Genomic DNA, 3,674 nt, shown 5'->3' with positions numbered 1-3,674 from the left:
GATTGGCCGCTTCAAAGATGCTGTCACTCGCACCTGCGGCAATGAGCCGCTCCTTGAAGGTCCAAATGGTGGTACGGTCTGGAATCTGGCTGCTACTGCGTAGACCGACAAAGCGCTGGAAACTCAGCCGATCCAGCAACTGGAATTCCATCTGCTCATCGCTGAGATTGAATAATTGCTGAACCAGCAGCATCCGAACCATTAATCCGTTGGAAACGGCGGCCGGCCGCCGCGGGCGCGGCTGGGTCGAGGCGCTGCCCGGTCAATGTCTGCCGCCAGTGCGGTAAAATCGACATGGGTCCCCAGGACCTTCAGCGCATCGCCTAGCTGATCAAGTTTGGCTTCACGTTCTTCACTGGCAAACAGACTGGATTTGATCATGATGGGAGGGCTGACTTTCGGATGTCAGAATCATGCCATGGATGGAAGGTTTTTCGAGGTGCCCTATATATTCAAAGGCGTGCCTCCAAGCTGGGCACACAAAAAAGCAGCGCAGAATTTTCTGCGCTGCTTTAAGGGGCTAAACCAATTCAGCTTATTCCCAGTACACACGTACGCGTCTATCTGCGGTCATCCAAGGGTTGGCGCTAGTGCAGCTACCCGGTTTGCAGTAAATACCAGGTAGCGCTGGGTAATCATCCGCGGGTTTGCCATCCACCAACACATGCAACTGTACTGGGCGACCATTTAGGTAGGCCCACTCACCGGCACGGTAAGCCCGCTGCTCATCAAAGTCACTCGAAGACGGAGTGGGAGTGGGAGTTTGCCCCGGCGCTTGCCAGAATATGCGCACGCGTCTATCTGGCATGGTCATCCAGGGGCTGCCGCTGTTACAGCTATTTGGCTTGCAGTAAATACCAGGCAACGCTGGGTAATCAACCGCGGGTTTGCCATCTACCAGCACTTGCAGCTGTACGGGACGGCCATTCAGATAGGCCCAATCACCAGCACGGTAAGCCCGCCGCTCATCAAAATCACTTGAAGACGGTGTAGGTGTAGGTGTAGGTGTAGGTGTAGGTGTAGGTGTAGGTGTAGGTGTAGGCTTATTGGTCTTGGTTGGTTTTTCCACTGGGCTACCTACAGGTAACCAATAAGCAATCATATTTTCCGTATCGTCAAAACCATTATCCCAGGCCTTCGCAAGGCCTACGAAGGCATCTGGATGTGCGAGATGTCCGCCTATCGTATATCCATTGTTATATTCCTCACCTGCATTTAACAATACCAAACGATAGTATTTTCCATCGACCATTACCTGTTGCCCATTCTCATACCTGGCCTCAACGTTAAAATTGGTACCCCAACGCCCAGGCGTTTTGTCAAATGGTTTCTGCCCAGTTTCTGCGACGACGCTATTACTGTTTTTCACCCAATAAGCGCGTACAAAATTGACATTTGTACGCCTATTAGTATCGATAACTGCGTCCTTTTCGGTGCAATTAAGTGGATGACAATTATAAGCATAAAAAGTACCGGTATAAGGCTTACCATCGAAACGCACTAGCTTTAATTCATAACTCTTACCATAAATATTGGTTTTCCCGCCGTTTCGGTAGGTATTACCCATAATAAATGTGGTTTCGCCGATCCCGCTATTTGGATTTGGCGGATTACGTACTCCGCCAGCATAGGCGTTCCCGGCAAAAGGAAGTTTGACTCGCTCTTCTGACTTTAATTTTTTCAGGTCAGCAACCCATGTCCGAAAGTCAGACTCAATATTTGGTGTGGCGAGAAATTTATTAATTAGGTCTTGATAACGAGGGATTTTAACCTCAGGTTTATCCGTGCTTCGGAATGTGGCTAGTATATTCTCGATGACATCGCGATGATGTTCATACATGAAGCGTACTGCCAAGTAACCCCAGCGATACACCTTTTTGGCGTGATCTGGATCCTGAGACGACACTTTTAAAATGTCACTTAAATAGTATCCTTCTGTAGCCCAATTTACTGCTATAGAATAAGAGTTCTGATGTGCGAAATATTCGGCATGTCCTTCAATCCACCAATCCGCATTTGGAAAAGCTCCTACCGAAACGTTGTTATAAATACCATCTAAATAGTGGATAAATTCATGCCTTAAGTTATGCGCATATTGATATTCAAGCGTGTTCCTACTTTTAGGGTCATATTTATTAATAGGTGCACCATCCCAAGTTTTATCCTTATGATAAAGGAAATTCGTAGTAATGTTTCCAACATAGGCTGGTGTACCGGGAGAAGTATAGCCGCCGGCTTTTAAGCCAGCTCTATTATAATCTTCTTCCGAATTGAACATGAAGATATCCAAGCCACCATCATAAATTGATGGTTGAATATATGCGCCGCTTATAGATGGATCCATATACTGACTGCTCAGTTGAACACCAAACATAGTATTCAAATACAGTTTCTCTAAATCAAATAGAATACCACATGTTTCTTCTAAAATTTCATCTGAATAGACAGCACCTTTTTGCGCTTTGATGTGAATCCTTGGTTCTTGTGGGCATGTTTTTTGGTACACCATATTATTAAGGTCCCACTGACTTGAGAGAAGTGCGTCAGATTGAGGACTGCGTGAATCTCTAGTCTTATTGCTGGAAATACCTATTGGTTTATTCAAGGGACCAGCTGCAGCATTTGCAGGTAGAAATGCACAAGCTACGCTACAAGCAATTCCAGCTAAGACATGTTGCTTTACTAAATTAGTCATAGTCTATTTCTCTTTTCTCATTTAAATAAATATTTGAAAACTGTATCAAAGCCTGTTTTGTCGATTTAAAGTTAAAGGAAGATAATCGATAGAGACTAGGCGCATGACAAGATAATACAAAGCTAACGGTAAAAATTCACTTTGAATGCATTTGTCATTAAAATCAAGAGGATTAACCAAAAGTGTGAGAAGTAACACTGATAAGGATTGACAATTTTCTATGTTGCTTCTGCCTGTTGCGGCTGACCGAAAACTGACCCAGGTGTTCTACTTGCCCTGCCTAATTTCTAGGCAGGAGAGAAAGGGTGATCACCATGGAAATGTTAGGCAAGGATCGGCGGATGTATCTACGCGACAAGCTGTCGCTGCATGAGATTACCAAGCGCACAGGTCTGTCGCGCAATACCATCCGCAAATGGCTTCGAATGCCAGAGGAACCAGCGCCACCCACTTACCAGCGAGCCGCGTCAGCTGGGAAACGCTCTACCTTCTACGCCACATTGGAGCAGGCACTCCAGGCTGATTCCCACCGGCCCAAACCGGATCGACGCACAGCCCGGGCCCTTGTTCACGCAAATTAAGGCGGAGGGTTACCAAGGCGGTTACAGCCAACTGACAGCCTTTATCCGTGACTGGCGCGGTCGTAAAGGTAGTGCACTGCACGCCTTTGTACCGCTGCAGTTTGCGTTGGGCGAGGCATTTCAGTTTGACTGGAGCGAGGAGGGGTTAGTGATTGGCGGCCTCTATCGCCGCATGCCGGTCTCTCACCTCAAGCTCTGCGCCAGCCGCGCCTTTTGGCTGGTGGCCTACCCTAGCCAGGGCCACGAGATGCTGTTCGATGCTCACACCCGCGCCTTCATGGCCTTGGGTGGTATCCCCCGTCGTGGCATCTACGACAACATGAAGACGGCGGTTGATCGGATCAACAAGGGCAAGGGGCGAACCGTCAATGCGCGCTTTGCTGTGATGTGCGCGCACT

General features: G+C 47.7%; 4 protein-coding genes and 1 pseudogene. 2 read left to right on the top strand and 3 right to left on the bottom strand.

What is annotated here, in order from left to right; translation table 11 throughout:
* The 3 genes from CSQ89_RS23395 to CSQ89_RS20445 form a co-directional block, all read right to left on the bottom strand.
* On the bottom strand, window positions 1–193 hold a 193-nt coding region (locus tag CSQ89_RS23395; protein WP_233203362.1), incomplete at its 3' end, for a transposase.
* Window positions 194–201: 8 nt separating this feature from the next.
* Window positions 202–381, bottom strand: a complete 180-nt coding sequence (locus tag CSQ89_RS23390) for a hypothetical protein (protein ID WP_222103459.1) — start codon at window positions 379–381, stop codon at window positions 202–204.
* A 154-nt stretch (window positions 382–535) separates the two neighbouring features.
* A complete protein-coding gene (locus CSQ89_RS20445) occupies window positions 536–2,695 on the bottom strand; it encodes a collagenase (RefSeq protein ID WP_099407844.1) in 2,160 nt (719 codons plus the stop codon).
* 314 nt (window positions 2,696–3,009) lie between these two features.
* Between CSQ89_RS20445 and CSQ89_RS23385 the strand changes: the two genes are divergently transcribed.
* Together CSQ89_RS23385 and CSQ89_RS20440 are read left to right on the top strand one after the other, a co-directional pair.
* Window positions 3,010–3,276, top strand: a complete 267-nt coding sequence (locus CSQ89_RS23385; RefSeq protein WP_233203369.1) for a hypothetical protein — start codon at window positions 3,010–3,012, stop codon at window positions 3,274–3,276.
* Window positions 3,167–3,674 (top strand): annotated as a pseudogene (locus CSQ89_RS20440) (hypothetical protein); the annotation flags it as partial. The gene CSQ89_RS23385 and the pseudogene CSQ89_RS20440, both read left to right, overlap by 110 nt.

It is taken from the genome of Chitinimonas sp. BJB300, from assembly GCF_002735695.1.
Lineage (GTDB): Bacteria > Pseudomonadota > Gammaproteobacteria > Burkholderiales > Chitinimonadaceae > Chitinimonas.
This window is presented reverse-complemented; position numbering and strand designations above follow the sequence as displayed.